Annotated in this window: 27 protein-coding genes; 11 read left to right on the top strand and 16 right to left on the bottom strand. The window is 45.7% G+C overall.

Annotated elements, in window-relative coordinates; genetic code table 11:
• Nucleotides 1-96: 96 nt before the first annotated feature.
• The 5 genes from Pyrde_RS06140 to Pyrde_RS06120 all read left to right on the top strand — a co-directional run bounded on the left by Pyrde_RS06140 (nt 97) and on the right by Pyrde_RS06120 (nt 4,893).
• A complete protein-coding gene (locus Pyrde_RS06140) occupies nt 97-648 on the top strand; it encodes a hypothetical protein (protein ID WP_055409108.1) in 552 nt (183 codons plus the stop codon).
• 150 nt (nt 649-798) lie between these two features.
• A complete protein-coding gene (locus Pyrde_RS06135) occupies nt 799-1,464 on the top strand; it encodes a hypothetical protein (RefSeq protein WP_055409106.1) in 666 nt (221 codons plus the stop codon).
• A gap of 178 nt (nt 1,465-1,642) precedes the next feature.
• Nucleotides 1,643-2,863 (top strand): signal peptidase I, encoded by a 1,221-nt coding sequence (locus tag Pyrde_RS10900; RefSeq protein ID WP_143522069.1) that lies wholly within the window; start codon nt 1,643-1,645, stop codon nt 2,861-2,863.
• Nucleotides 2,864-3,038: 175 nt separating this feature from the next.
• Nucleotides 3,039-4,019, top strand: a complete 981-nt coding sequence (locus tag Pyrde_RS06125; RefSeq protein WP_055409102.1) for a hypothetical protein — start codon at nt 3,039-3,041, stop codon at nt 4,017-4,019.
• Nucleotides 4,020-4,047: 28 nt separating this feature from the next.
• Nucleotides 4,048-4,893, top strand: coding sequence for a winged helix-turn-helix domain-containing protein (locus Pyrde_RS06120; protein ID WP_143522070.1), 846 nt, complete (start codon nt 4,048-4,050; stop codon nt 4,891-4,893).
• Here Pyrde_RS06120 and Pyrde_RS06115 read toward each other — a convergent pair.
• The 12 genes from Pyrde_RS06115 to Pyrde_RS06060 form a co-directional block, all read right to left on the bottom strand.
• Nucleotides 4,890-5,240 (bottom strand): hypothetical protein, encoded by a 351-nt coding sequence (locus tag Pyrde_RS06115; protein ID WP_055409098.1) that lies wholly within the window; start codon nt 5,238-5,240, stop codon nt 4,890-4,892. The genes Pyrde_RS06120 and Pyrde_RS06115 overlap by 4 nt on opposite strands.
• 150 nt (nt 5,241-5,390) lie before the next feature.
• Nucleotides 5,391-5,873 carry a hypothetical protein gene (locus Pyrde_RS06110; protein WP_055409096.1) on the bottom strand — a complete coding sequence of 161 codons (483 nt, stop codon included), beginning with the start codon at nt 5,871-5,873 and terminating at the stop codon, nt 5,391-5,393.
• A gap of 38 nt (nt 5,874-5,911) precedes the next feature.
• On the bottom strand, nt 5,912-8,284 hold the full coding sequence (locus Pyrde_RS06105) for a CARDB domain-containing protein (protein ID WP_055409095.1): 2,373 nt from the start codon (nt 8,282-8,284) through the stop codon (nt 5,912-5,914).
• A 75-nt stretch (nt 8,285-8,359) separates the two neighbouring features.
• Nucleotides 8,360-10,012 carry a type II secretion system F family protein gene (locus Pyrde_RS06100; protein WP_055409093.1) on the bottom strand — a complete coding sequence of 551 codons (1,653 nt, stop codon included), beginning with the start codon at nt 10,010-10,012 and terminating at the stop codon, nt 8,360-8,362.
• A gap of 29 nt (nt 10,013-10,041) precedes the next feature.
• The gene (locus tag Pyrde_RS06095; protein ID WP_082419516.1) at nt 10,042-11,802 is read right to left on the bottom strand and encodes a type II/IV secretion system ATPase subunit; all 1,761 of its coding nucleotides are present in this window, start codon (nt 11,800-11,802) and stop codon (nt 10,042-10,044) included.
• A gap of 54 nt (nt 11,803-11,856) precedes the next feature.
• On the bottom strand, nt 11,857-12,585 hold the full coding sequence (locus Pyrde_RS06090) for an ATPase domain-containing protein (RefSeq protein ID WP_055409091.1): 729 nt from the start codon (nt 12,583-12,585) through the stop codon (nt 11,857-11,859).
• A complete protein-coding gene (locus Pyrde_RS06085) occupies nt 12,569-13,075 on the bottom strand; it encodes a hypothetical protein (RefSeq protein WP_143522072.1) in 507 nt (168 codons plus the stop codon). The genes Pyrde_RS06090 and Pyrde_RS06085 overlap by 17 nt, the downstream gene beginning before the upstream one ends.
• 5 nt (nt 13,076-13,080) lie before the next feature.
• Nucleotides 13,081-13,572: a hypothetical protein gene (locus Pyrde_RS06080; protein WP_055409087.1), complete on the bottom strand. Its 492-nt coding sequence runs from the start codon at nt 13,570-13,572 to the stop codon at nt 13,081-13,083.
• A 31-nt stretch (nt 13,573-13,603) separates the two neighbouring features.
• Nucleotides 13,604-14,341 (bottom strand): hypothetical protein, encoded by a 738-nt coding sequence (locus tag Pyrde_RS06075; protein WP_143522073.1) that lies wholly within the window; start codon nt 14,339-14,341, stop codon nt 13,604-13,606.
• A 154-nt stretch (nt 14,342-14,495) separates the two neighbouring features.
• Nucleotides 14,496-14,720: a hypothetical protein gene (locus Pyrde_RS06070; protein WP_055409083.1), complete on the bottom strand. Its 225-nt coding sequence runs from the start codon at nt 14,718-14,720 to the stop codon at nt 14,496-14,498.
• Nucleotides 14,707-15,537 (bottom strand): hypothetical protein, encoded by an 831-nt coding sequence (locus tag Pyrde_RS10665; protein WP_143522074.1) that lies wholly within the window; start codon nt 15,535-15,537, stop codon nt 14,707-14,709. Before Pyrde_RS10665 ends, Pyrde_RS06070 begins: the two co-directional genes overlap by 14 nt.
• A 57-nt stretch (nt 15,538-15,594) precedes the next feature.
• A complete protein-coding gene (locus tag Pyrde_RS06060) occupies nt 15,595-16,227 on the bottom strand; it encodes an archaellin/type IV pilin N-terminal domain-containing protein (protein ID WP_088171764.1) in 633 nt (210 codons plus the stop codon).
• A gap of 220 nt (nt 16,228-16,447) precedes the next feature.
• Here Pyrde_RS06060 and Pyrde_RS06055 point away from each other — a divergent pair, with 220 nt between their 5' ends.
• The 4 genes from Pyrde_RS06055 (at nt 16,448) to gatC (ending at nt 20,029) form a co-directional block, all read left to right on the top strand.
• Nucleotides 16,448-17,308, top strand: a complete 861-nt coding sequence (locus Pyrde_RS06055; RefSeq protein WP_055409077.1) for a helix-turn-helix domain-containing protein — start codon at nt 16,448-16,450, stop codon at nt 17,306-17,308.
• Nucleotides 17,309-17,501: 193 nt separating this feature from the next.
• On the top strand, nt 17,502-18,518 hold the full coding sequence (locus Pyrde_RS06050) for a hypothetical protein (protein ID WP_231656699.1): 1,017 nt from the start codon (nt 17,502-17,504) through the stop codon (nt 18,516-18,518).
• Nucleotides 18,519-18,701: 183 nt separating this feature from the next.
• On the top strand, nt 18,702-19,733 hold the full coding sequence (locus Pyrde_RS06045; RefSeq protein ID WP_055409075.1) for an MBL fold metallo-hydrolase: 1,032 nt from the start codon (nt 18,702-18,704) through the stop codon (nt 19,731-19,733).
• A gap of 5 nt (nt 19,734-19,738) precedes the next feature.
• On the top strand, nt 19,739-20,029 hold the full coding sequence (gene gatC, locus Pyrde_RS06040; protein WP_055409073.1) for an Asp-tRNA(Asn)/Glu-tRNA(Gln) amidotransferase subunit GatC: 291 nt from the start codon (nt 19,739-19,741) through the stop codon (nt 20,027-20,029).
• 62 nt (nt 20,030-20,091) lie between these two features.
• On the opposite strand, the gene Pyrde_RS06035 is transcribed toward gatC, so the two are convergent.
• From Pyrde_RS06035 to Pyrde_RS06025, 3 genes are all read right to left on the bottom strand, one after another.
• On the bottom strand, nt 20,092-20,823 hold the full coding sequence (locus tag Pyrde_RS06035; RefSeq protein ID WP_143522075.1) for a methylenetetrahydrofolate reductase: 732 nt from the start codon (nt 20,821-20,823) through the stop codon (nt 20,092-20,094).
• A 173-nt stretch (nt 20,824-20,996) separates the two neighbouring features.
• Nucleotides 20,997-21,833: a BtpA family protein gene (locus Pyrde_RS06030; RefSeq protein ID WP_055409069.1), complete on the bottom strand. Its 837-nt coding sequence runs from the start codon at nt 21,831-21,833 to the stop codon at nt 20,997-20,999.
• Between the two features lie 224 nt (nt 21,834-22,057).
• A complete protein-coding gene (locus Pyrde_RS06025; RefSeq protein ID WP_082419663.1) occupies nt 22,058-22,474 on the bottom strand; it encodes a thioredoxin family protein in 417 nt (138 codons plus the stop codon).
• 134 nt (nt 22,475-22,608) lie between these two features.
• Here Pyrde_RS06025 and Pyrde_RS06020 point away from each other — a divergent pair, with 134 nt between their 5' ends.
• Both Pyrde_RS06020 and Pyrde_RS06015 read left to right on the top strand, forming a co-directional pair.
• Complete coding sequence (locus tag Pyrde_RS06020; protein ID WP_055409065.1) at nt 22,609-23,019, top strand: secondary thiamine-phosphate synthase enzyme YjbQ; 411 nt, start codon at nt 22,609-22,611, stop codon at nt 23,017-23,019.
• A gap of 3 nt (nt 23,020-23,022) precedes the next feature.
• Nucleotides 23,023-24,204, top strand: coding sequence for a nicotinate phosphoribosyltransferase (locus Pyrde_RS06015; protein ID WP_055409064.1), 1,182 nt, complete (start codon nt 23,023-23,025; stop codon nt 24,202-24,204).
• On the opposite strand, the gene Pyrde_RS06010 is transcribed toward Pyrde_RS06015, so the two are convergent.
• Complete coding sequence (locus tag Pyrde_RS06010; RefSeq protein WP_143522076.1) at nt 24,181-26,361, bottom strand: hypothetical protein; 2,181 nt, start codon at nt 26,359-26,361, stop codon at nt 24,181-24,183. The two genes, Pyrde_RS06015 and Pyrde_RS06010, sit on opposite strands and share 24 nt — an antisense overlap.
• Nucleotides 26,362-26,495 lie beyond the last annotated feature (134 nt).

Here is a 26,495-nt window from a genome sequence, read left to right as displayed (position 1 = left end):
GTAATACCTATCCTTAATAGATTCTAAGTATAATCAACGTTTTTATGTCTTATTCATGACTATTACTACTTGACCAAAGTGCGAGTTGAACCAAGTATGAGAAATCCCATATACAGCATAGCCCTTCTAGGCATCGTGTTAGCATCCGTAGCTGGCGCCTTTGCAATGTGGAGTGAAACTCTGATGATAAATGCTGAGGTCAATACCGGAGAAGTCGATGTAGCATTTACAGACTGGATGTGCAGCGATACTGGCCCGGACCCACAAATTCCCAACTCTCAATTCCATAACGAAGAAGGTAAAGACGTAGCCTCCTGCAACGTTGATGTAGAGATTCTAGACGAAGAAGGCGACGTAATAAAGCTACTAGTCACAGTGGACAATGCCTATCCAGGGTACAATGTGCAAGTATACATGAATATATCCAACATAGGCACTATACCAGTCAAGCTTTACAGTAGCAGTATAGATGGCGTCAACACGACAGCTCTAGCTGTAGGTCTGCTAACGCCGCAGGATACTCAGCTACATCCAGGTGACACCCACACATACACACTAGACATAGCTGTACTCCAGGACGCTGCGGAGAATGGCAGTTACACATTCGAAGTAACACTAGTATTCGCTCAGTGGAACGAAGTACCGTAATCATTAAGAGGACAGAAGACGTTCTGCCTGGAAGCATCATATAGCCACATAATTTTTAGAATCATATCTATGTGGGGGTGGCTGGGTACACACCCTCCAGCTCCATCAACAAACCAGATCAAGTCTTGGATATGCGTGAGTTGAACACACATGTATGGGAGCAAACTATTCATACCATCACTCATAGCTATTATAGCAATGTCTATAGCAAGCGCCTATGCTCTCTGGAGTGAAACGCTAAAAGTGAATGCCGAAGTAGCTACCGGCGAGCTCGATTGGGAAATAATGGACGGAATAATCTACCTTGATGGGTGCGGACTACCTCCAGGATATGGCTATACAGGAGGATACGATTGGAACGCGTCCTATCTACCGTCACCTGGAGCCCTTCAACTCGATAAAGATACGGGCTGCACAGAGGTAGAACTACTTGACACCGATGGTGATGGAGACTACGATGCCATGCAGATAACGCTGCACAATGTTTACCCATGGTACTACACACACGTGGCGTTCAAGGTCCATAACGACGGAACAATACCGCTCAAGATATGGCGTATACTCCTCGACGGCACGTATTACTTTGAAATTAATGAACATGAACTACAGCAAGGTGTAGAAATAGACGTTACCGGAGACGGGCAAAACGACGTACTTATATGGTGGGGCGACAATTTTGGCAAACAGTTACATCCATGCAACTCTGCAGACATCAGCCTTGACATAACTGTATTACAGGAAGCTCCTCAAGGTGAAACCCTAACAATAACTATTGAGTTTGACGCCATAGCCTGGAACGAATATAACGTACCATAAGTGCTTAATGTAGGAAAGATTGTTAAATAATTCAAAGTCGTTAGTGGTGCAAACCTCGATCATTGGCTAACCCTTTTTAATTTATCTTCGTTTATTATAATCTCATTTATATCTTATATTGAATAATCAATGAATCTATGATACAATAAATAAACCAGTAATTCAGGGGCAAGTAGAGTTGGGTAGCGCGTCGCGAAGACTATTAGCTTATTTGGTGATATCGTCGTATGCAGCTGTGTTTGTATTTCTGATGCTACAAGTATATCGGGGTATATACAGTTATGTTTTACCAGCTCTAGCATCAATAGTTGCTATTGTAGCCGCATTAATCTCTGGAGGTCTTTCAAGAAGTTATGGTTACTCTAGAGAGGGTTCATTGTCGACCATCTTAGCATTAACATTCTGGATTGCATTGCTTTCAGGGCTAGGTCTAATAGGCGGATTTGCCATTAACCCGTTAGCACCATCAATAGACTTTGCAGTATTTAACACTATATTCCTGTTACCCCTAGCTGCCGGTAGAGCTGCGGTTGCCTCACTGGCAGTCTACTGGAAAAACCAGCGATTCCTTTCGTGGCTGGCCCACATCGGATATATTATATCTATGCTTTCTACGAAGTTCACTATGTCCGAAATTGAGCTAATGTTGTCCGGTACTCGAGCCCCCCTGGCAACAGCTATGGGGTTGCTACCAGTAGCCTTTACGGCCATAGCTATATACATGCTCGCCAGATACGCTTCTGGAAACCATGCCATGGTATATGCTATAGCAATAGATGCGCCCGCTAAGCTTCTACCCATACTACCTGCCGTAGCCGCACCAATCTATAATATGGCCATCCTTCTACCAGCAATACTTGTAATCACTATTCTTGGTCAAGGCATTGTTCTCCACCGCGAAAAGAGGGCCTCAAAAGATAATGGTAACCCCTACTGGATAGCAACAATATCATTGCTAGCAATGTTCCTACTCATAGCTCTATGGATGGGCTACTGGCCCCTCATGGTACTCACAGGGAGCATGAAGCCTACACTAAACCCTGGCGATATAGTGATAGTAAAACCCACAGATCACGTCAGGACAGGTGATATAATAGCCTATAGGCTTGGCGACGCTATAGTGCTACACCGTGTCATAAACAAATCAATTGACGAAAACGGCAAAGTAATGATTACAACAAAGGGTGACAATAATCGTGCACCGGATGCGCCGGTAGAAACCTCTAGTGTGTTAGGTGTGAAAATAGTGAGGATCCCCTATGCTGGTCTACCGCTTCTACACTTGGCTCGACTTCTGGGAGGGAGTATTCAAAGCGCTCAATTGTTCATAGCCATGCTCGTGTCTCTAATGCTCATTAGGCCCTCTATCCCACAGCTAGTTAAAAAGAAGGTCAAGTAGACTAGAGATTAGGTCCATTTACAATCTCCAAAACATTTTACAGAGATAGATACCCGTAAATAGTAGCGGGAGAGGTCGAGGCTGGCTCTACGCCCTTTTCTATCAAGCAAGAGGGCAAGAGCCATGGCCTAACCTCTCACCATAGTGTATCATCACGGAGTGGTGTATACGTGTAATGAATAAGAGCAAAAATAGCCGCAAAGGGTTTATTCTCCTTCTTTTAATGAGTCTTGGATTAGCTTTGGCAGGTTTCTCTGGAGCTAGTCTAGCTCTAGTTAAGGCGTCTCCACAATCTCAATCAACAAACATAACTCTAGACTATGGTGCATTTATAGAGATAGATGCCAAGGTACACAAGTCTATCTTATATCCAACCGGTGAAGTCATTATACGCAACGATTCAGCTATTCCTGCTAGACTACTGGACAGCTTCAATGTATCAGCAATTTTATCTATCACTACAACCAATACAAGCATAATGCTACCACAACGTATAGAGTATCAGCAGAACAAACGTGTTGAAATAGGACCGTTTATGATAAGTCTAGATTCCTCAACAGGATACATGGAAATAGGGGAGAAGCTCAATACGACGATAAATATACAGAGCATAGACGAACTAGTCTCGAAAGCTATGAGAGAGGCAGGTATACCTACCGGTACAGGCTATAAGGTGATAGTGGAATATACCTTCAAAGTTCACGTTATGAATGAAACTATTTATGCTCCTGCTTCCGTTACCTTAGAATATTTACCTAGAGACAATATATATTATATTAAGCTTAGTGAAACTAAGGGCTCAAAGGTCTATGAAGTAAAATTATACACAAATGATAGCAATGAAAATAACAGGCAATTGTTTATGTATCTCTTTGGTACCGGTATTATAATGGCTATCACCTCTTCACTGTTTTACGCCAAATCCGAGATAAGGGAAGAACAAATAGAATCCTTGCTAAAGGCTACAGCTGAGCCATTCGCAAGGAAGGGTGAGCTCCCATTATCACTCCCAGTTGTCATGAATAGTGATCCTAGATACGTGATTACTGTAGCAGAGAGGCTTGGAAGACCACTAATATACGAAGCTACTACCAATAGATTGTGCGTGTTATTGGAGGGATACGCTATATGTTCGCTGTATAAACATTCAGAGTAATCATATATTTTAAAGCGACTTATATACATTGCGTATCTGTAGTACACTACAGAAATATACACTAAAACAACAGTATTACCAGGTGTGGGTCGTCGTCTCTTACCATGTTTTGATAGTCTATGGTAGAGATGGCGTCCCACAACGTATCATAGGCTGGGACACCATGGGGATAGACTCTAGGCCAAACATAAAGCGCCGCGATTCCCTCCTCATAATCTCCGACGTACTAGCTATACTGGAACATCGCGGACCACTACGTAAGACAAGGCTTATGAATCTAGCCAACTTAAATCCTCGAAGTTTCCAAAACTATGTTGAGGAAGAACTTGTACGTTTAGGTCTCATAGAGGTAAGAAAACACAACGGACATCGTAGTTATGTTATAACACCACGCGGTATCCATGTACTAGTGCTTCTACGCTTTATAGAAAGAGGATTAGAAAGAGAGGGTATTGAAGCCGGCTGCCGGCATTGCAAAGAGCTACGACAGCAGATAGCAACTAAACTCGAAAATGATGGATTCAAAATTCTCTCTCTAGCTTATATACATGGACAAAGCGGTGCAAAATACTTCCATGACATAATAGTTACGATTGATAAGAGACCAATAGCATGCATTGACATTCATTCATCGTTATCGCCTACTACTCGTGTGATGGAGGCTAGTTATACTGTCACAAGTTGTATTGATACTGGTTTACCTCATATAGTTGTAACACCTTATACGTCGCGTAAGTATTATGAAGCCATTTCGGAAAATTTGCCACAACAATGTAGGCTTCTCATAGAAAACTACACAGGTGTGTCTGACGAAGGGGAACAATTAGCTACACGGATTTCGGAAATCATACAACAGCTAAAATCGTATGGCTAAATTCCGGCATTCTCGTAGTCAACTGGCCGTATACCCCTGATACGAAACACGTATACAACCAGTAGGAAGCCCTCCGGTGTGACACCAACTCGGCTATGAGAGAGATCGGGTTCGAGACCGAGTACTGAAGTTATACGTTCTTCCATCTCTATTATACGCCATGTAGATATTGTTGCATCGTCACGTCGCGGCTTCATGACAACTGATACTCTTAGTTCATTTTCGCCGCGTTCTACATCTATTCCCTTGATTATATAATTATAATCAAGAGTTGAAAGTGCTTCAAGAAGTAATCCTTTGACGGGGTCGTCCATCACCCCCAGCGGGTTCTTTCGCCCAATGAGCATCCTCCATACCCCTCTAGGGGCATTAACGATGCGTACTGACCTATTATCGTCCTCCGAAGATGTGGCACACGAGCCGATGAACACCAGGTAGACTTTCAGTATTCCATTTCATAAACACTATACTGTCGGCTTCAAATTATGCGCTTAAGCCTAGATGCTCTCGAGCCAGCGACGTTTATCGAAGTATTTCTCGCGAAGCTTTGTAATCAATTTTTCGCCACGTTCACTGAATATAAGCATTCCACCCTCCACACGGACAAACCCCTTCCTCTCTAGTTCATGCAATGCCTTCACTATCTCTTCACGGCTAGCACCCACGCGCAGCTCTAGCTCCTCTATAGGCATTGCACGATACTTGTCAAGAACGAGCAAGAGCCTTGATGTCACTGTTTCACTAGCCTCTCTCCCAGTTTCACTGGTTGAAGACTCAGAGGTCCAGCCTCCTGTTTCCCCGGCAGTAGCAACGGCACCGCCAAACCCGAATGATGGAGCTCCTTCTTCACCACTATAGGCCCTATGCCCGCTCTCGTTCTTTCTACTACGTCTACTACGGTTTACACTGATTATGATTGCTACTACAAGCACAAAGAGTAGTAGAATTGCCAGAACAAATATGGTTAAAAGTATCTCCATATTCTACCCTCTGTGTACTACCCAGAGTATTAGCATTACTAGCGCTTGCGTATAGCTCTTATGCTCCACAGAATGGCTATTGTAGCAGCCCCCGCTATCACCGTTGGAAGCATGTTAGCTGGAACGATTTCTTTCACAGCTCTACCAGTGACCTCTAAAGTTACCACGTTGCTCTCAGCATTTACTGATGGAATAGTAGCTTTAACACGGTATGTTCCGGGCTCGCTCGGCGCATCAATGACTATAGTTGCCTCGTTGCTGCTTACAAGCTTAGAGACTAGTGTTCTCCACACACCATCCGGATACTGGATCATCAGTACTAGGTTTACCGGGCTCGTCGGCTTTGGCTGTATTTCGATCCTTGTCTCTATTTTGCCGTTAGGCTCCGTCTTCGTGGCGTTTAGTGTAAGCGTTATACCATACATCATTTTAGTCACATTAACTAATGTAGTGTTCTCGATCCTGTACTCGGGTACGAACACCTTGATAGTATAGACGCCGGGTTCTTTGGGAGCAGTGAGCTTAGCTACCGCTTTCCCGTCAACCATGAGCTTCTCCGTACTATCGATTACTGTATTGCCTCTAGACAGCGTGAATACTGCCGTACCATTCAGAGGCGCCGATAATGTTGCCTTTACATTTATCGTGTCTACCTCGCCTGCGCGCAGCTTCTGCGGCTCAGCTGCTACTAACAAGAGGAGCTTCTGGACTGTTAGCACAAGCGTCTTTTCTAACTTTACACCGTTGATTGCTACCTCTATTCTTACGTCATAGACGCCTTCCTTGTCAGGGGCTAATAGGGGTACTGTCACACCACCGGGCTTCCCAGTAGTATTAATCCAGTTATCCATCCAAGAGGGCTTTATGGAGACCCTATATTCCCTAATAGCTGGATCCACCTTTACTAATAGTTCAGTGGACGAGCCTGGTGCAGCTATAGGCGGCACAAGTCTAGCTACAAGCTCCGGCTTGGCAACTATCCTAATACTTGCTGCGTTACTCGCTATAGTGTAGCTGCCCAACTGGACAACGGCGCGAAGTGTGTGATTACCTACACCTAGTTCCGACGCGAATATATTTACGATACCTTTCCCATCACATATGTTGATTTGCTTGAGCGGCGTCCATGTTAGTGTCTGTGTATCTAGAGCCTCTAGCCTCCCGGTAAGACATCCAGGTAGTGTAGGCGATAACGTCACTACGGCACGAGCTTCCCCACCCTCGTAGATCATTGATGGCACAACTACTAGCTGAAGGCTACTCCGCGACAGAACAGATGTAATAGGTGTTACTGTTACCTGCACGGTATTGCTATAAGATGCGTACTCGAGCCCGTAGATTCGAAGCAGTAGTTTTGCGCGGAACAGGTAAGCTGTGGTTCTATCTCCTGCTGTACGTGCCTCCCAACAGTATGATACATTCTCTCTACCTTTTTTAACATAGACCGGATTCCATTGATCTTGACCGGCGCCAGGAGCAGAGTATTCTAGCACTATGTTTGGATCAGCAAACTCGGGTACACCATTAACATATATCGTGAAACATACTTTCTCGCCTTCGAGTACGGGTGTAGAGTTGACAAGTACTAACTGGATAACGGGTCTAGGTATAACAGCCATTATGAGGCTTGTTGATTTCTCGTAGCTTACAGCACCCACTATCGCTCTCGCACTGACTGTTAGTGTGTAGACACCTGGCTGTACTGGGACAGGTATCGTAGCCTCCGTCTCTGCTTGCTCACCTGGCTCTAGGATCGTGGCTACTGTACCAGTGTAGACTGTATTATTACCCAATAGAATTGATACCTTAAGATTACGTGCCTGTATTTCTCCAGTATTTGCCACACGAACAACGATTTTTCTAAACATGTCACGACCTATTACAGCTACTGTATAGGGGCTCCCATTGTCAAAGAATGCGTCCACCGATATGCTAGGTTCCTTCTTTACTACTACTACGGGCACCATTATGGTTTGTACGGCTTTTTCGTTGCCACGATAGGCTTTTACTTTGACCTCTATGAAGCTTAGACCGCTATGATATGTTATCTGCTCCGCAACATGCGGCGGTACAATTCCACTGATAACTATTTCGCGAGTCGGTGTTTGATCAGATAGATACCCTGCCATGGACGAACCTATAGCTACGCCTGCAAGACTTGCCTCTACTGACACAAATACAGGTTCAGCGCTAGTTGAATACGCAAGTCTAATATTCATCTTCATGTAAAGTGTACTCGACGTTTCTACGAAATAGCCAGTAGACATATTGATATATAATACATATAGATCGTCTCCCAACCGTAGCTCAACAGTATAAGTTTCTTGCGCATCTTGGGCATTTGCCGAGAGTGCAGCAATACTAATTAATGCGAGAATTCCCGCAAGCAGCGCCGCTATTGTCCTCCTCAACACTACTCCCCTTCTATATGAGGAAGTAGGGGCTCAAATTACATATTACGCGTCCTAACCCTGGAATCTCCAGAATCAGCTCGTTGGCCCAGGTATTAACACGGGCATTATCAACATACGGGATATTACCTCCATTGCCTTTACTCCTGCGACAGTTACTATTGCTAGTACAGCTATGTGGAATAATGCTATCTCGAATATGCTGCTACGCACATATGCTATCATGATCGCGTTAATGAATATCAATGCGGCAAGGAATATAGCTATAGCCCATGATACGAGCGTCATGTTTGGTATAGTTATAGCGAATGGGAGATATTGTACGACTTCAGGCATTGTCTGCGACATTCCTATGAGTTGTTTATAATACCCCATAAACAAGATTAGTATATTTACAACTGCAGAAGATATTGCTGCCACAAGACCCTGCATAAGGTATACAACTGCTTCAAAGGTGCGTGCTACACGGTCTCTATCTATGCGTAGATCTCCCAGCCTAATGAGGAGGCTACTTAACATAAGCCCCGTCTCAGTAGCATCGCCACCAGCATCTATTGAGTCGACCATAATGTTTGTTCCACGTAGGACATTTGTACTCATTGTCTCCAATACGAAATAGCGAAAAGCTATGTGGGGGTCAATACCATTAGTTATCCTGGCATGGAGCCGACGTAAATAAGGTGTTAGAACGCCATAATCTGCGGACAGGACAGATGCAAGGGCACTAGCATAGTTAGGCATAACCGAGAACGTGAGCCCGAAACTGCGGACAAAGACTTGATAGAACATGTTTATACGTTTTATGAATCCTTCTATACGCATTGCAACTATGCCAGGGACGAGAGCGGGTAATGCGAAAGCTAGTATTGTGTACATGGGGTCACGTGTAATAGTGTATGTAAGAAGCCCCAATACTACTGATGCGGTAAAGGCCAGTCTTGTTATCCTAGCAAGCCGTGCTAGCATTGGATTCAAGACTTCCTTTGACCTATAAATTATTGGGTCACGGGGCGATATCATCTTAGCGATAAAAGCGAATACTGCAATAGTTACAGTGAGTGCCATAATAGATACTACGAATACTGATGAGTCGCCGCCCATGAACACTGCTAGTATTGTAAAAGTCAGTATAACAAATGCTGAAGCACTCATAAGCGTCGTGTAGAGTCCAAGAAATATACGCATGAGATCTATTGCACGCATATAGCTACTCGTAAATTGGCGCATAGCTGTCTCGAGCTCCACCCTAAGAAATCTTACTACGTCATCACCCGTACGGAGAACCTCGCTCATACGTATGAGGAAGCCGCGGAAGGCATCATTCCTAACTTGATTAGCTAGCATGCGTGTTGCGCGGACAAATCCGTAGCCCCACTCGACAGCTAACACGGCTATCCTACGTAGTACGCGCTGATAGTCACCATATTCGCCTACAAGTGTGTTTAGCTCAAAGAGACGGCGACGGGCTGGTCTTCCCGTGGATACCGCATACATGTGGGCAAGGAGGAACAGTAGATCCATATCCATCTGGTTTGTACGGGCTTGTCGCCTAGCTATGGGTAGTAATATTCGCCATACACCAGCCAGTGCTGGTACGACAATGGCTGTATATGCTACTGGGCTACTAATTAGAGCTATTGCTGCTACGGGGACAGCTAGGCTTGCAAGGAATATTGGGTCTAGTAGTTTACTTCGCTCAATCTTTACCTCCGTTGCTGTGATCGACAAATCCCGAGACCTCCAGGCCTATTAAGCATCTACTTTATGAGGTCGCCACGCTGTATTCTCCTAAGAGCATCCTCGAGCGCCTCCACTATCGCGTATGGCGCCTCCTCCTTAGAGGCCTTACGCGCGTACTCGGTTACAAGCCCGTAGATTCTAGCCAATGTTCTGAATACTTGATAGTAGTTGAACACCTTCTTCTCTATGAGAGCACGTATTATTTTTGCACGTATATCCATCTCATCGTATATCAAGAACATATTGCGTCTAGAGAGGCCTCGCTTTACACCTATTTTCTCTTCTAGCAGGTAGCTAGTACCACGCCCTCTGAAGGTGAAGCGGTCGCGTACTGGGTCCCAGGTGAAAGCTGGCACGTAGAGGGCTGAGTCGGCCTTGGGATCGTACCCTATTATCTCATTTACGCTTAGAACTCTTCTCACCAGCACACCTTCCCTATATATAGCGCTCTGGATTACTACGAAGTTCAGGTTGTCTAGCTGTGATTTTGGCACGTTTATCGGTGGAGACGTAAGCCTCTGAACTAGCCTCTCTACACTAGCCGCATGGAACGTAGCAAGCACTGGGTGACCTGTCTGCATAGCTTGAAACGCAATGAGGCCTTCCGCTCCACGTATCTCGCCCACGATTATGTAGTTTGGCCTTTGACGAAGCGCCGCCTTTAGCAAGTCGAACATCGTTACACTCGTCTCTGGGCTACCAGTATCTCGAGTTAGTTCACGTACCCAGTTGGGGTGAGGTATGTTCAGCTCAGCTGTATCCTCGATAGTAACTATTTTTGCAGTAGGATTGATGAAAGCTACTATGGCATTAAGTGTAGTTGTTTTACCTGATGCTGTCTCGCCTGATACGAAGCCGCTATTACCCTCAAGTAGTAGTATCCACAGGTAAGCTGCAACACGTTCATCAAAGGTGTTCCAGTTTACCAACTGTGTGACACTTATGGGTACTTTTGCAACACGGCGTATAGTAAAGTTGCTGCCCTGGAGACTTACATCAGTACCAAACACTATGTTGATACGACTGCCATCAGGCAGCGTAGCGTCTACTATAGGACGTGCATGGCTAACGGGTTTCCCAATGCGCTCGCTCAACTCTATTATAAACCGGTCTAGCTCTTCGGCTGTTTCAAACTTGAGATTTGTCTCAAGTGGCCCAAATATCTTGTGCACTATGTAGATATAGCCTACACCAGGGCAGGATATATCCTCTATATATGGATCCTTAAGCACTGGTTCAAGTATGCCAAGCCCTGCCTTGTCGCGAATCATATAGTAGATTAAGTTGTCGAGATGAGCCCTGTAGACTGGTATACGGGGTAGCAAGTGCACACGGGGGATAAGTGCACGATAATCTATTGGAGCGTCAACAGGCTCTATTATGAGCTTTAGTTTTTCGAGTAGCACACGTTTTCTTTCTTCGAGATCACGAACAGTATCCCTTTCTGTTATCACAGTTGCCAGCTTCTCTTCTATAAGATAGAACAGTTCGCGCGGAGGTCGTTCCGGCTCGACTGCTACATATTTGCGGTAGCCTGATTCTGTACCTTCTGGCGGCATATATACATGAATGAATATACCAGCCTCTTTATCTATTATATACATGACATTTATGTAGGAGGCTTTACGAAGGTCACGTGGCACTTCTTCGCCATAGTATGCAGGCCATCCTAGTCTTGGCACAATTTTATTTAGATAATTAGCAAGATGCGGGTAACGTCTGGCCAGTCTTCGTAGCTCCTCTACACCTTGGGTTGTAGCCGGCCTTGTTAGCGACATACTGCTTGCCACCTCTACAGTACATGTCTAAATACACTAAGAATCATCTATAGCTTATGCTTGTGCCACAACTATTGGCACTATTTTGATTCCGAAGGCTGGGTCTACATCGAAGGCTACTGTACCCTCTACTACGTCTGGCACTCCTCTAGCTTTAACTACTTTGAGCACCTTTACTTGTTTCCCACCAACACTTGCGAGGCTAAGTTGATAGTAGACATCTGCCGCCGCTTTAAGGTGTTTAGCTATTTTTTCATCAATTACTCCACTATGTGTAGTAACTATGAGTGACGAGCCGTCAGCTGCGAGGAGCCGTGCTATGTATATCAAGCGCGATATGTCTCCCGGCTCCAGATATTCTAATAGGGGCGTAAGAGAATCGATTATGGCAACCTGGAAGCCTCCACGGTTCTCAGCTAGAAAGCTAAGGAGCGCATTAAAGCTCTCCTTTACCCACTCGGGACTCCACGTTACACTCTTAAGGTAACTACTATATATGACTAGCTGCCCCTTAATGTAGTACTTTGTTAAGTCTATAGTCACGTTTCTAGTCTGAGCAAGTAGCTGTTTCACTGTAGACTCGGTAGTAAAGAATACTACACGAAAACCTGCTTGTAAAGCACCAAGTGCGAGTTGTGCAGCAAACGTTGTCTTTGCTGTACCGTTTTCACCTTCAATTATAACGAATGCTGGATGTGGTACCCCTCCACCCAGTCGGCTATCAAGCTCCTCGTTACCCGTTGAGAATATCGTGAGCCCCTTGAGGCTAGCTTTGGAAGACATAAGTAGCAACCACCCCCTTCCCATCACTGATTATGAAACGAATAGAGGTGTTAGCATCGGGTATACGAGTTATATTGAAGACTAGGTGCATTAATGCTCCAGGTTCTAGTGAGAATGGTTCGCCTGGCGCGATAGAGCGAGACAATGTGCCGACTACTACTTGATCTACTATCCAGTCTTTCCCGTATACCCCGATGTCACGCCTCTCAACGCTAGCATTAATGTAAACAGCAATGACTATTGAGCTATTGTCTATTATTACATCAACGCCGCCATTGTTTTCAACATACGCCTCTATCGTTGTACCCGAAATGAGACTTGCATTGACTACCTTAAATGACGCCTTAGATCTATAGCTGACATACTCGGATAATTCACGGAGTCCAGCTGCAAAAGTCATTACATAGTTGTTCCATATACTGGCAAACCATACAACAGACAGTACTAGTATGAGCAAGCCTAGGGCTATTCCTATGACAGTAGATGTCATTGTCGTCACCCAGTGTAGCTTTCTGACAGCTTTACACCACTAGACAGCGTCATGACAAAGCGATACGGAGGCTCAATCACTGTAGGTGGGCATGCTAACACTTCTATGGTCTCGCGCGGCTCCCAGACACCGTTAGGGTTCTCAACCTCTGTATAGCTCCAGCATCCACAGCCAGAAGAGGCTCCTGAGGGATTGTAGTTGAGTAGTATTGCATAGGTGTTATTACCAATTATAAGTGTGGATGAACCTATATCACCTATGACGGTGTCACCAACGTTCTTCAGAAATATGTGGTGACAGTTGTCAGATGAATTAACGAATGCATACACAAACGCTACGCGTTCGCTAATGTATTTTCCTGCCTCAGCGCCTGCTGCAGCCATGCGGTTGCTTATGTAGGATGCGTTATACAGTACTGCGCTCGCGACTACCATTGCTGCAGTTATAGCTGCCACTACGAGTATTGCTTCTGTTAATGGCGCTGACAGCGCTCTCATAGTTCTACACCTAGATTACTAGGGGTAGAGTTTAGCCGGAGACAAGGAGAGGGATTAACGTCGATTCGTCAAGTTTCTTACCACGTAGCTTATCGAGCGTCCGTGCAATCGCCTTAATCTTGCGGGCCTCCTCCTCTTTTAAGACGCCCGCCTTTACATATTCGTCTATCAATTCTTCTACGGTTTTTAGTCCTACTTGTTCGATAAGTTGCCGTAGAGACTGGACTAACGCTACCAGTTTGCTATCACCGTTGCCTGGTAACGGCGGATGGGCACCACCCAGAACAGCCGGTCCTATACCCGGTCTAGACGCCATGGCGAAGGGATTGTTCAACTCAGAAAGAGCTTCACGAAACTCAACAATCATATTCTCCATGCTGGATACTAGACCTTGAATCTCCTTACGTAGCTTACCAACATTCTCTTCTATCCTTTCAAGGCGTTCCACCAGAACCTTGTTACTCCCCTCTAGAACCTCACGAATACCTTCACTTATCTTGGCCGCCAAGCCTTCCATTATCTCTTCTGTTATCACTGGCTGCTGCGGTTGAGCTAGAGGAGGTGTTTGCATACCAGGTGTCCCGCCTACAGTTTCTGCCTCGGCCCCCGGCCCACCCATTATCTCTCCTAGCCCCTGGGGCTTAGGGGCCTCTTGCTCTGCTACAGTTGCTCCCGGCCTAGCTTCGGCTGCAGAGCTACCCCCGGCCCTCCGTAGTACCGGGTGTACTAGTAGCCGGCATATCGGGCAACTACACCGCCACACGGCCATACACAATCCCTCTCATCAATGCATATTAGGGTGGGCCGGGGGCGAGTATTCTACGAGCTAAGGCACTCCAACTTATAATACTTGCCAAGCAGACTTTATCAAATGTTTCTCTACCTCCCATGTAGCGTAGAAGCGCAAAACTATTAACACCGTATCATACCCCCTGGCTTGCTCCACGTAAGCTAGCAATACCTACCACTACCCAGTGCAAACCTATCACAAACAGTACAATGCTAGCAAGAAGCACCACCATCTGCATCGTAGTTCCATCTACCACAACCACGCCAGTATTAACTAGGTAAGCTCCAAGCACACCAATAATAGCCAGTATGACTCCTATTAACATATAGAGTATTACGAGTGTTCTAGCCCCGCTCAATGCTATACACCAATTCAACTATTCCACTATCTCTGGGTGCACGTGCAGATACACCATCAACTACTATACGGTAGGTTGTATCATTAACACTCATATTCATTAGGAAACCGCCACTACCACTACCAACTGGTATAAGCACAGTCACAACATCTATAGTGCTGTTAAACCCGCTTAGTACTAGCATAGGCCTACGTAACGTATAGGCTAGTATAACTACAGGCACATCCCTGAAGGCATCTGTCGGCCCCAGTTTTGCTAACAGTAGCGGTATACAATCAATTACCGGGCTAGCCGCCTCTATACGACATATTCCGGTACCAGTGAATTCCACTAACATTCTACCCATTTTCTTTATACCTACATGGGGTATACCATTTTCATCTATATATACTTCCGTAGCATATTTGAAACTGTTGTACTCCACTACTGTACTCCTAAATCCATCTGGCAGCACCGCACCATAGAGCATGAACGATCCAAAGCGACCTATTACTTTAAAGCTATCAAAGCTATATACAGATCCATCGATATTAAGCGATACATTGTCGATTTCATACAGTGAAATGGGGTTTGCAAGCCTAATATCTACCCGGTATAGGCTACTATTTACGAAAACCCCATCGACTCTAAGTATCTGTAACTGGTAGCTTCCACTATCCCCGGAACCTAGATGTTTTACAAACGTCGTAAATACAACTGTAAAAGCAACTAATGTAACTATAAAGGCAGTAAATATAATTACATGCTCGGGTATCGAGGCACCACGAAGCCTGAATTGTCCCCGGAAACGGGGTGCACAAAAAACCGATAGGTGCATTTCCTTCCCACCCCCTGTATGCTGTAACTTAACTAGTTAGCTATAGTACTATACAGATTAACCACCAACTACTAGGTCTATGTAGTCGCTTGTTAGTACGGGTGGTATCTGATACTTTACTACTAGGGGTGCACCTACTGGTGGCTTTATCTCTACCTGTACAGCGCTGTATGCTGGTAGACCGCCAGCTGTAGTATCAGTGACGTTTATGGCTAGTATTGCTAGCTCACCAGGCTCAAGTAGCGTGTTCGTGTCACCTAGAGATATGAACCACTTTGCCTCATAACTGTTTATCGTGCCGGTGGCACCTAGATCTGTCAGTGTTGTTAGAGCTGTTGGGGGTGTTGGTATCGCGTTGGCTATAGCCTTGTCGGCTGCGTCAGGCCTCTGTATGAGGAGGGATACTACAGTTTTGCTTAGGTCTATGGGGCTTGTACCAGCCGTTAGCTTTATTGGTACATATACCATAGTTACAGTACTGGTTGCTGTGTCTACCTTTGCTATTGCGTCTCCCGCTATGTCGAGTGCTCGTGTGCTGGACTCGTATGCCTTGGCCATTACTTCCTTGCTCTTCTGGCTAGCGAACATACCCATGTTGATTGCTACGAATGCTAGCGCGCTCGCGACGAGGACGAACGCTATTAGTACTATTGCTGCCTCTATACCTACTATACCTCTCATACGGGCCATGTTCCAGACCACCTCGCTTCTGGGGTGTACACCTTTTTCTTCTGGTTGTTTGGCCGTGCTATGTGAGGGTTTCCTGTTTGTTTTAAGCTGGTGGCTTGGTGTCGCCCAGTGGGCGAGCTGAGTTTTAACATTGACTCTACATGGTCTCGTGGCGAGTAGGCGACGGTGGTTTAATCTACTGCATCCTCCTGTATTCTTCTCTAGTCTCTGGGGTACTGCTTTGGCTGCTACGCGACAGACGCTCGTCCAGCAGAACAGGTTTTTCGAGAAGCTGGAGCTATTGCGTCGTGTTGACTCTGTTATAGACTTGTCTCGTGGCTGGCTTCAATTGTATATATTGATGCTTGTTGGCGAGAATGGTGCATATGTAGATGAAGTTGTTGCTGCGCTAAACGTTCCGCGTAAGGCTGTACTTGATAGTTTACGTAAGATGAGAGTCAAGGGGCTTGTAGACATTAATGATGGGTTTATTCGGCTTACCGAGAAAGGGATTGAGATATATGGTATCCTTCGGAGCGTCGCAGGTACAGATTCTATAAGCAGTGATATGACAACTTCTCGTTATAACGCTTCTAGTGTATATGATGTACTGTCCTTCGTTACTCGCTATGTTTATCTCTATGATGTTATTGTCGCGCTTGGTTCTAGTCCCGGCTATGAGCTACCGCTAGAAGACTTGGCTGCCATTGCTCGTGTAGGGTCGAGGCAGCTCGATGAATACTTATCCGTCTACACGAGGCGTGAGCCTCGTCTTCTTGCCCGTGTTCTGCGCAATAGTGGGTGGGGGCCTTTCCGGAGAACTCGTGTTTATTATAGGCTTACTCGTGATGGCTTGAAATTGTTGCACCGTTTGCCAGAGTATATGCGTGTCCGCCGTTCTACCGCTGCCAGGATTCTAGTATCAATAACGAGGACGCTTCATCCTCGTCTTGTTCTTAAGAGGCTCATGTTTATAACCTCTCTCGGTTCCGCCATAGCTATGAGTATTGTTGTAATTAATCCCAATGCAGGAGTGGTTGTGCTTGGTGCTTGGCTTGTAACGCTTAGCTTCCTTGCTGTACTCGTCTCACAGAGTTACTGAAATATTACTCTTTTTGTTTATCTTATCCAATTTTGAGACAACTGTGGTTTTGCCTTGTCCAGCGTAATACCGGAGTTATTATACACCTGGTCTCTGTTAAACATGCTAGTCCTGGATTAGCGGCATACCGGGTTGAAGAGGGTAATTTTTAACTCCTGGCTTCATAGGTACTTGTACGTGGAGTGGTGGGAGTATGCTGCTACCCCCTCTGACCCTAGAGGCTAGGGTACCTAGGAGGTTCAAGGAGCTAGCCGCTGCAGCGCAGGGTAAGCTGGGCGGTGTGTCTGGTCTAATAGAGTTCTACAAGGACATGCTAGCAGGCGCCGCTGAGCCTGGCCAGCCGCCGAAGAAAGTCAGTGAAATCGTGGGCGGCATTGTCCGCGTAGAGATGCTCGGCGAGAAGTACGTAGCTCTCAAGAACTTCGGCATGAACGACCTACTATACTACCTACGTATGATGCAGAGCTTCGGCCTAGTCCGCGTTATAGCCTACAGCGAGGCCCCGAGGAGGCTAAGCGACGTCGCCCTACAGAGGACCTTGCTCGGCGACACAGTGTTCAAGGCCGCTGACAGACCAGAGGCTGCTGTGATGTTCGGCTTTTACATGGGTGTTGTGTTCGATACACCTGCCCGCCACACGCTATTCGTAGGTAGCAACGCTGAGAGCATCATAGACATAGCACTCGACGAGAAGTTCAAGAAGGCCTACGCCTACAACACTGTGCTCAGCGGCCAGGTGCTCCTACGCGCCAGCGCCGAGCAGATGCCCGCCGGCGGCCGCGGAAGACCATGGTATGAGCCCTTCAGCGACCTCAGCGGCATAGTAGCACTACTCGGCGCTCTCCAGGTGGCCAAGATAAGGCCCTCGCCGGAGAAGATCCTAGGCATAAGGATACTAAGCAAGATTAAGAAGCAGGTACTAAAGCTCGTCGACCCCTACGGCGACTACATGCTCGCACGCGGTACACTAGTGCTAGAGATAGACAAGCTAGTCAACGAGCGCGAAGAGGATCCACTCACCGGCATAAAGTACGACAGCATTGGCGTAGGCATGGCCAAGGATGTGAGCTGGTTCCGCGGCAAGATACCGAGTAGAGCATACAACGCCCTAGAAGCCGTAGTGAAGGCCGTTAAGGAGAAGAGAGACGAGATCAAGGCAGAGCTAGACCAGCTCTTCAACCTAACCTTCGGCTTCGCTAAGCAAGCCTAGACAAGCCCATATCCAGGGTTTCCCTCCTAGCTGCCTTTTTCCCCTCAAGAGACATTATCACCATTTCTCACCGTCCTTGCTTCTTATAAGCCTTGAACCTCGGCATCAGCTATAGTGGAGTTGGGCCAAAGCTTAATTGTAATACCATAGCGGTATAGCCATTATTCTAGGGAGTATTAGGGGTTGCAAAGACCGCTAAGCACTGTTGGTGTGTTGGAGACGGGTGCCATAGTACTTGGCACTAATATTATTGCTGACGGTCATGCTGTTGGATTTAGCGTCCGTGTAGTGACACATATTCATCAAGATCACATTGTAGGACTTTCTAGGAGTATCCGAGAGTTGGGACTGATAGCTGGTACTCCACTGACGCTAGACCTGCTAGAGGTGTCTGGATACAGGATTCCTCCCAGTAAGAGGCTTGTATTACCCTATGGTGTCTCTGTATCTATTGACGGTGATGTGCTGACGCTTAAGCAGGCTAATCATGTGCCGGGTGCTGCCGAGGTTGTTGTAGAGCTTGCTAATGGCACACGAGTCGGCTATACTGGTGACTTTAAGTTGCCTGGCACTGATATACTGTACGAGCTGGACGTGCTGGTTATAGATGCTACGTACGGGGTCGAGGAGTGGGTACGCCCGTGGCAGGAAGAGATTGATTTACTGCTGGCCGATGTTGTGCAGGAGGGATTGATGTACGGCCCAGTGTACATTTATGGCTATTATGGTAAGATTGAGGAGATTATGCTCCTGCTTAGGCGGCATGGTGTTGACGCACCGTTTCTTGTCAATCAGCGGGTTGGCAGGAGTGTCTCTGTGCTGGAGCGCCATGGCTATCGTGTTGGTGACGTGGTTGTTGACGGTACTCGTGAGGCTCGCGAAGTTAAGCGTAGTGGTTGGTATATAGGGTTCCGGCATTATAGTAGCTGGCGCCGTCGCCGTGTGTTACCTAGCAATGGTTTGAGGCCTGTACACATATTGTTGACTGGCTGGGAGTTCCGGGAACCCTTACGCCGGGTTAGTCCCCGTGAGTGGATTGTATCGTTTAGCGACCATGCTGATTTTCGCCAGCTTGTCAGCTACGTCGAGGAGGCTAGGCCGAGAATGCTCATCGTTGACGGGTATCGTGGTGGCAGGGCTGCTGCTTATTTTGCATCCTATGTCTCTAAACGCTTGGGAATACCTGCAACTGTTATGCCGGATGTGAGAGGCTGACCACAATGAGGGAGAACATAGACGTTAAACATCTTGCATGGCTTTCACGCATCAGTCTTGACGACGAAGAGGCGAAAGAACTCGAGAAGAGAATTGTAAAGGCCCGTAGACTTATCGACACGCTTCTCGAGGCCGAGCTTGAGGGTGTTGAACCCCTCTATCACGCTGTTGATAAGGAGGGTCTATTGAGGCCCGATAACCCGAGCCGGGGACTTGACAGAGAGGATGCTCTACTTAATGCTGCCAAGACGGAGAAGGGATTCATTGTAGCACCGCGTACCGTAGAAGAGGAGTAGGCTAAGAACTTAACATTCTAACATTCCCTACTAGTTTGGTGCACGGTCTTTGTTAGTTCAACCTAGTCTAGCCGTAGTTCCTTCTTTATCCGCCGGGCTGTCTCGCTAATGGTATCAACATCGCCTGGGCTTGAGATTAGTATACCATCCACTAGTCCCTGTATCTTAGTGACGAATCTTACTGCCTCGTCTATGTTGTATACCGGCTGGCCTACTAGCATCTCTCTCAACTTGGAGTAATTTCTACTGCTAGCTACTATGACGTATGTATAGAGGCGCTTATTGAGACTCTTGGCAAGCTTGCTTACTTGTTCCAGCTTTTCTAGGGAATGGCTAGGGCGCAGTACTAGGTAGAAGTCCAGGGGCGCCTGGAGTCTTTTTGTTATTGCTTCTAAGGGGTATCTTAGGCTCATCATTGCGCCTAAGCGTGGCTTACCACCTAGTCTTGACGAGGCTACTTCCGCAGCTGACTCGACTGTTAGTTCCTCGACCTCTTTGCCTACTATTGGTTGGTCTCCTTTGAGGAGTACTGCCTCTTCTATGCCCGTGGCCTTAAGACCGCCAAGGATGCTAAGCAGTCCTACAGTGTTTAGATCTGATACACGTACGTGTGGGATAGCATCTATGCCGTACTTGGCCTTGATATATGCTGCTAGTATAGCCGCATGTGCTATTGGCTTTCCCATAGGGGCTTCTGGTATATCTATTGCATCGACTACTCCTGCAAGCTTTTCTACCCTCTTTGCAAGCTTTTCATTGTTCTTTGTCGGTTCCAGCTCTCCTAGTATTCTCATTGGCCCTATCACCTCACATCCCGTTACCTCGTGCTAAATCGCTACTTCTATCGCATAACTAGCAAGCAGTAGGCGACTCTAGGAGCTTGCTCTGCGGCTAGCCCAAGTGTTCTACTATTTATATCCTCTACGTCCGATTTAGAGATGGTAACATGGTAACTCTGATAGAGGCTTTACACTGGAAAGGTCTTAGCGCGTAGATTTTCTACCATTTCGGCCAGCTGTTTAGCCCGGCGTATGTCTATCGGGTTCTCGGCTCTACCCATATACTTGATCGATGACCCTACTATGAAGCCGTCTACGAGGTTCCAGTAAAGTTGTACATTGTTGATATTCAAGCCGCTACCGAGTATAACTGGTTTAGACGAGTTACGCTTAATGAACGCTATGTACCCTGGCTCTGGCGGTTTGGATGTAGCTGTGCCGCTAGCTATTATAGCATCCATATGACCGCGTTCTATACAGTTATAGAGTACGTTGCCTAGGTTGTAAGCTCCAAGAGGATCGCTATGCTTTACATCGATATCTGCTAGAACTAGAATGTTTCTATCTAGCTGTTTTCTAAGCTGTTCAACTTCTCTCGCAATGGGTAAGAGGACACCCTCGGGTGCTACGCGTAGTTCGCAATATGCATTTACTCGTACAAATCTAGCGCCGCTAGCATAGGCTACTGCTATTGATGCTTTAGCATTGTTTCGTAGAACATTAACTCCCACTACTAGCTTTGTGGATTTTACTGTTTCTCTCACTATCACGGATAACACGGATAATAGTACTTCGTCGCTAGATTCTATGTCGAAGGGTTTGTCGCCGTAGTTCTCTATTATTACTGCGTCAAATCCTGCTTCCTCTAGCTTGGCTATCTCGCTTAGCGTGTACTCTATGAGTCTATCTACGCCCCCATAGCCTCTGGGCGATGAAGGTGTTGGCGGAAGATGAACAACGCCTATGAGTGGCTTAAATCCGAGTATTGGTAGCTTTATGGGCTCAGTGCCATCCTCTCTCCGCATCTGGGCTCGGACCTCGGCCTAATTTCATCACTGCTATACTCAAGCTCCTTATACTTGAACTGACAGGGCCAAAAACAGAGTTTTAAGTCTCGTCTCGGAACCCATTATTCATCCTTGGCGAATGTGGAGGCGCTGTCCCCAAGCGGACCCTGCATTAGGGGATGATGCACCTCCCCCTTTGCCGAAGCTCGAAGGTGTATTCTCTTAGTCTACTCTATCATTACTTAATGGTCTAGCACTTCTCGTGCTATACTCAGTATCTTATCCTCAAGCCGTGACTCCTGCGTCGCACCCATAATAACGTCCGCCACATGACCGTTAACGAATACTATAGTTGTGGGAATGTTCTCTACGGAGTAGCGGTCCGCTATTTCCGGGAGTTTGTCCGTATCGAGGTACACGAAGACTATCTTGTCTCCGTATTTGTTCATGAGTTTGCGTGCTACTCTCCGGAAGACTGGTGTATATGCTTTGCAGGGGTTGCACCAGGGTGCTGCAAACTCTACTACTACTATTGGGTATTTCTCTAGTAGTTTATCGAAGTCCTTATCAGCGTATACTAGTGGATCACCTAGCTCTAGCTCTAGCTGCTTTATCTTCTCCTCTACTAGTTTTTCTATCTGTTCTCCTATGCTCTTCATAGCATACCGCCAGATGAGCCATGTCAACGCTCTGAATTAATATGTACACTGTAGCTTGGCTCGAACAATTCTTTTGCGCCTACTCTACGCCTTAGAAGCTAGGGATTATTTCGAGGCTATGAGGTGGCTTTTGAATGAAGATTGTAGTCAAAGAGCTTAGTGTTACCAGTACGAGTCGTTTCGAGATCATAGATTTAACTAGTGACGTTGAGGCTATTGTCCGTGAATCTGGTATTAAGAATGGTCTATGTCTCGTATTCGTACCTCACGCAACAGCAGCCATTATGGCCAATGAGGCTGAGCCTGGTCTTCTTGGCGACTACATCGAGTTTATACAAGAAGTCTTTAAGCCGGATTATGATTGGAGGCACAACAGGATAGATGATAATGCTCATGCACACCTCGCTGCCGCAGTTATAGGTCCTTCCAGAGTGTTCCCTATTCTGGGCGGGAGGCTTGTCAAGGGGACATGGCAAAACATCCTTCTGGTAGAACTCGATGGCCCTCGAACTAGGAGGATAATTGTCGAAATAATGGGTGACTAAGATATGAGTAAGCCGCGCCTCTACGTAGCCAGCATAGATGATATACTCAAGGGTAGAGCTACTGACGTGTACTTTACGAGGACACGCCGCATCCTAGAGGCTAAGGGCCTCTGCAATACTATTGTGAGGGCTGAGTTCCACGCCTATAGTTTGCCTAGAGGATATAAGTGGGCAGTGTTTGCCGGGCTCGAGGAAGCTTTAGCCATCCTCGAGGGAAAGCAGGTCAACGTTTATGCCATGCGTGAAGGCACTATATTCAAGCCAGTAGAGCCGCTAATGGTTATTGAAGGACCTTACTGTGAATTTGCCGAACTAGAGACAGCTATACTTGGCGCTCTACGCCATGAAACGAGCATAGCCACCAAGGCTGCTAGAATAAGACTTGCAGCAGGAGATAAGACTGTGTTATTCTTCGGTCTGCGCTCAGTACATCCAGCACTCGCCCCCATGGTTGACAGAGCCGCCTACATTGGTGGCTGCGACTCAGTCTCCGGGCTGTTATCACGGGAATTTCTAGGCATCGAACCCCGCGGCACGATGCCACATGCTTTGATAATACTGTTTGGCGATCCTGTAGAAGCATGGAAGGCCTTCGACGAAGTTGTTGAGCCTGATGTCCCACGGATAGCTCTTGTCGATACATTCTATGACGAGAGATATGAAGCACTATTAGCTGCGCGCACACTAGGCAAGCGCCTCTATGGTGTAAGACTAGATACTCCTAGCAGTAGGAGAGGCAACATGAAGAGAATAATCGAGGAAGTTCGATGGACGTTAAACCTCAATGGCTACAAGGATGTAAAAATAATAGTCAGCGGAGGCCTCGACGAGGAAAGCATCAAGGAGCTCAGAGATCTAGTTGACGCATTCGGTGTTGGCACATCGATAGCATTTCCGCCGAGCATAGATATAAGCATGGACATTATAGAGATTAAACGCGGCAATGAATGGATCCCCATAACTAAGCGCGGAAAGCTTCCAGGCATGAAGCAGGTATATCGATGCCCACCATTGAACGACGTCATACTTCCTTGGAACGAGTCCCCCTCGTTCAAGTGTAATGATGGCTCTGAGCCACGCCCACTACTAGAAAGAGTAATGGAGAATGGCAATCTCGTCACTGAGCTACCAGACACCAGTAGAATTAGAGACTATGTGTTGTCACAACTTAAGATGCTTAGCTAATTCAACCCCAACTCTCACAGCCATCCCTAATAATAGTCTAGGAACATTAACTACACCCTCTTTTAATGTTCCATAACCTATGCTTATTATCTTGCAAACATCACCAAGGTTAGCTATATCGTTCAAATCAACGTATACACTCCTCCCGCTTACTAGAACATGTTTACCACATAGCAATGTACAACCCACATTACACTTAAATTCAACTATATGCTTATTAACTAACTGTACAAGAACAGTGTTACCCTTTACACCAAAAGTAGTAAAGCTTCTAATACCACTCCTATCCCGGAGTACTACACTACCCATACCACCTGGCACGCGCAAATAGAATTCTCCTCCAACTTCAATAGGCATATCTATATCATTCACCCTAAAGACTATATGTCCACTCTTTCTAAGTACTACCTCCAAGAGTTCAATATCGTTATTAACTAATATATCTAGACTATTAATTATTCCAAACATATTAATTATCTCTCCTCTTACGTCTACAGAACTAAGTATCCTAATATTATTGTCACTTACCAAGAGTATATTCAGCCTATACCTATTAGCATATAATTCGTCTATTTCAACATTAATTATTGCTTCTGCTTCATAAATTATTCCTCCACTGTCACTATTCATCTTCAATTCTCTATATATTATCTTAGCTTGCTGATATCCTGGGAGCACGAAGAGCTTATACAGCTCAAAGTTACTTGTAATTCTGAGACGTATCCGGACCGTACTGATGTCTTGCAACGCTATGTCAACTATGTCAGTGTTTACATAAACCTTTCTTATATCAATTTTTTTAATTCTTACAGATATACCACTAGATTTCTCAACTACGTATAATCCATCAATATTATCCAAATCATCTAAATGCTTTGGCATAACATATTCTGCGTAAAAACTGCCATTGTTAAACTCAAGTACGCTCGGCCTAATATGATCCTCATTAACTACTAGAACTGGCTCAAAACTATTCATGTCAAAGCCTACGAGCCTCCCCCATACCCTAAGAATCTTATCAGAGCAAATACCGTCATACTGTATGCATATTCCACCTTTATCGATCCTTTGCAATATGCACCTTTCTAGTATTATTGAATAGTCAATAAATCTTCCTGTAACCTCATTCTCCATTACTGATACGACTCTGCCAACAGTGTCATGGTCTATTCCGCCGTATAATCCAAAAACCCTAATTTTCTTGGCAATCCCATCCCATACTACATCGGCTAGAACGCTAGTGATCTTTCCAAGCTCGATTATAGATATATTATTATCTACTAGTACTATATAGGGGAATATTATTAGGGACCTACGTGAAGATATAAGTTGCCTTAATAATGCTAGACCATATGATGCTACAGCACTTACACCGCCTATTACCCTATGGTCACACTCAATGATACTATATCCCTCATATGAGGGCATAACACTTATGCTATTACAACGAATTACCGGCTTAATGCCGCCAATTTTATCAATAGCATAAACCACTCCATCATTCCTATTGTAGAGAAGGATATCTCCTTCAGAATTGTACCCAAGCGGTTCAAGACTACTTTCCGAAGAAGGTATGTCTATGAATCCCGTAATAGGACTTAGGAGCCTAATATAGTCCTTAAAAAGAGCCATAAATACTCCATTTCTATGCTTAACCTCTAGAGGTTTCTCGCCAAGTCTCACATGAATAAATGAAGTAGCAGTATCAAATATTAAATAGTACTCGCCAGCACGACGGTAGAGGACATAACTAGAGACGAGATCTTGATCCGACTTTATAGTACTAGCCCTGTTAATTACATCACCTCTCCTACAACCGCTAGCACGAAACAATATACTCAGGGATCTCCCTAGTAGACCTTTGTGCTCATATACTATAGTATGGGGACCACGTATAACTTGTATGGAGTTATTATCGTCTCTACGGTTACTTGCACACACACGTTCATTATCATATAACTCATAGTCAACATCACCATCATAGTCTAGCGGTACAAAGACAAATTTATCGACACAATCTAGTTCAATTAGCTTCCCATGACCCTCAGCCACGACTAGCAGACTAGATTTACAATTATCAATATTAGTATAGTTCATATCGCTAACACGTCTTATCGAGAATGGTAACGCAAGCATAAACTGTTTCTTAATAATCATGGATCCCCTTTATCAGAACAGCATGGAGGTACCAGATTCTTAGAGATAGCTGATCGTAACTAATCCGAATACCGATTATTAATACAATAATCGTATCAGCAGAGAACCGTCAATAACTTGTGAAGAGTAGACGT

The sequence above is a fragment of the Pyrodictium delaneyi genome (genome assembly GCF_001412615.1).
Classification (GTDB): Archaea; Thermoproteota; Thermoprotei_A; order Sulfolobales; family Pyrodictiaceae; genus Pyrodictium; species Pyrodictium delaneyi.
This window is presented reverse-complemented; position numbering and strand designations above follow the sequence as displayed.

Coding starts and splice junctions, on each gene's coding strand:
- Pyrde_RS06140 (WP_055409108.1), top strand. CDS start 97: ATGAGAAATCCCATATACAGCATAGCCCTTCTAGGCATCGTGTTAGCA.
- Pyrde_RS06135 (WP_055409106.1), top strand. CDS start 799: ATGTATGGGAGCAAACTATTCATACCATCACTCATAGCTATTATAGCA.
- Pyrde_RS06125 (WP_055409102.1), top strand. CDS start 3,039: ATGAATAAGAGCAAAAATAGCCGCAAAGGGTTTATTCTCCTTCTTTTA.
- Pyrde_RS06115 (WP_055409098.1), bottom strand. CDS start 5,240: ATGCTCATTGGGCGAAAGAACCCGCTGGGGGTGATGGACGACCCCGTC.
- Pyrde_RS06110 (WP_055409096.1), bottom strand. CDS start 5,873: ATGGAGATACTTTTAACCATATTTGTTCTGGCAATTCTACTACTCTTT.
- Pyrde_RS06095 (WP_082419516.1), bottom strand. CDS start 11,802: ATGTCGCTAACAAGGCCGGCTACAACCCAAGGTGTAGAGGAGCTACGA.
- Pyrde_RS06090 (WP_055409091.1), bottom strand. CDS start 12,585: ATGTCTTCCAAAGCTAGCCTCAAGGGGCTCACGATATTCTCAACGGGT.
- Pyrde_RS06085 (WP_143522072.1), bottom strand. CDS start 13,075: ATGACATCTACTGTCATAGGAATAGCCCTAGGCTTGCTCATACTAGTA.
- Pyrde_RS06080 (WP_055409087.1), bottom strand. CDS start 13,572: ATGAGAGCGCTGTCAGCGCCATTAACAGAAGCAATACTCGTAGTGGCA.
- Pyrde_RS06075 (WP_143522073.1), bottom strand. CDS start 14,341: ATGGCCGTGTGGCGGTGTAGTTGCCCGATATGCCGGCTACTAGTACAC.
- Pyrde_RS10665 (WP_143522074.1), bottom strand. CDS start 15,537: ATGCACCTATCGGTTTTTTGTGCACCCCGTTTCCGGGGACAATTCAGG.
- Pyrde_RS06060 (WP_088171764.1), bottom strand. CDS start 16,227: ATGGCCCGTATGAGAGGTATAGTAGGTATAGAGGCAGCAATAGTACTA.
- Pyrde_RS06050 (WP_231656699.1), top strand. CDS start 17,502: ATGCTGCTACCCCCTCTGACCCTAGAGGCTAGGGTACCTAGGAGGTTC.
- gatC (WP_055409073.1), top strand. CDS start 19,739: ATGAGGGAGAACATAGACGTTAAACATCTTGCATGGCTTTCACGCATC.
- Pyrde_RS06035 (WP_143522075.1), bottom strand. CDS start 20,823: ATGAGAATACTAGGAGAGCTGGAACCGACAAAGAACAATGAAAAGCTT.
- Pyrde_RS06030 (WP_055409069.1), bottom strand. CDS start 21,833: ATGCGGAGAGAGGATGGCACTGAGCCCATAAAGCTACCAATACTCGGA.
- Pyrde_RS06025 (WP_082419663.1), bottom strand. CDS start 22,474: ATGAAGAGCATAGGAGAACAGATAGAAAAACTAGTAGAGGAGAAGATA.
- Pyrde_RS06020 (WP_055409065.1), top strand. CDS start 22,609: ATGAAGATTGTAGTCAAAGAGCTTAGTGTTACCAGTACGAGTCGTTTC.
- Pyrde_RS06015 (WP_055409064.1), top strand. CDS start 23,023: ATGAGTAAGCCGCGCCTCTACGTAGCCAGCATAGATGATATACTCAAG.
- Pyrde_RS06010 (WP_143522076.1), bottom strand. CDS start 26,361: ATGATTATTAAGAAACAGTTTATGCTTGCGTTACCATTCTCGATAAGA.